This is a genomic window from Hymenobacter plasmatis (genome assembly GCF_020711255.1).
GTDB lineage: Bacteria > Bacteroidota > Bacteroidia > Cytophagales > Hymenobacteraceae > Hymenobacter.
On record NZ_JAJFAW010000068.1, the window covers coordinates 1 to 673 of the forward strand.

At 61.5% G+C, this 673-nt stretch carries 1 pseudogene; it reads right to left on the reverse strand.

The window, feature by feature from the left end:
* Positions 1 to 673 (reverse strand): annotated as a pseudogene (locus LJ738_RS21160) (hypothetical protein); the annotation flags it as partial.

The window sequence follows — 673 nt, forward strand, 5'->3', positions numbered from 1 at the left end:
ACGTTCCAGGTGATGGTGGTCGTGCCCACGGGGTAGGCCGCGCTCAGGGCCAGTGCGTCGCTGCGCACGCCGGTGGGTTCGCCCACCGTGCAGTTGTCCGTGGCCGTGGCCGACACCGCTACCATTACCGAGCAGGTGGCCGCGTCATTGGCTACGTTTTTGTTGCCGCTGGTGGCAATCACCGGCTTGATGTTGTCCGTTACCGTCACGGTAAAGGTTTCCGTATCAGTTCCACATGTATTGGTAGCTTTTACAGATACCGTGGTGGTTCCAATGCCGAATCGGTAAGAAGCAGGATCTATAGTAACAGTGCCGACGGTGTATACAATGGTTGGGGTAGGAGAACCTGTTGCAGTTGCCACAAAATTTAATGGCGAAGCGGTGCATTGCCCCGTAGCAGTGTTAACAACAATGTTTTCTGGCACAGTCACTACAGGAAGGGTGTTTATCGTCACGCTCACGGCCGCCGAGCGGGCGCTCTCGCAGCCGCTGGTCGTGGTCGTGGCGTAGTACGAGCCCGTGCTCAAGGCGACCGTGGAGGCCAGGGCCGCGCCGCCCGAAGAGGCCACGTACCAGCTGTAGCCGCTCGGCAGCGCGGCCACCGTCGGGGTGCCGCAGAAGGTCTGCGCCGCGATGCCCGTTGGCGTGGCCGGCGTCGGGGTCACGGTCACGC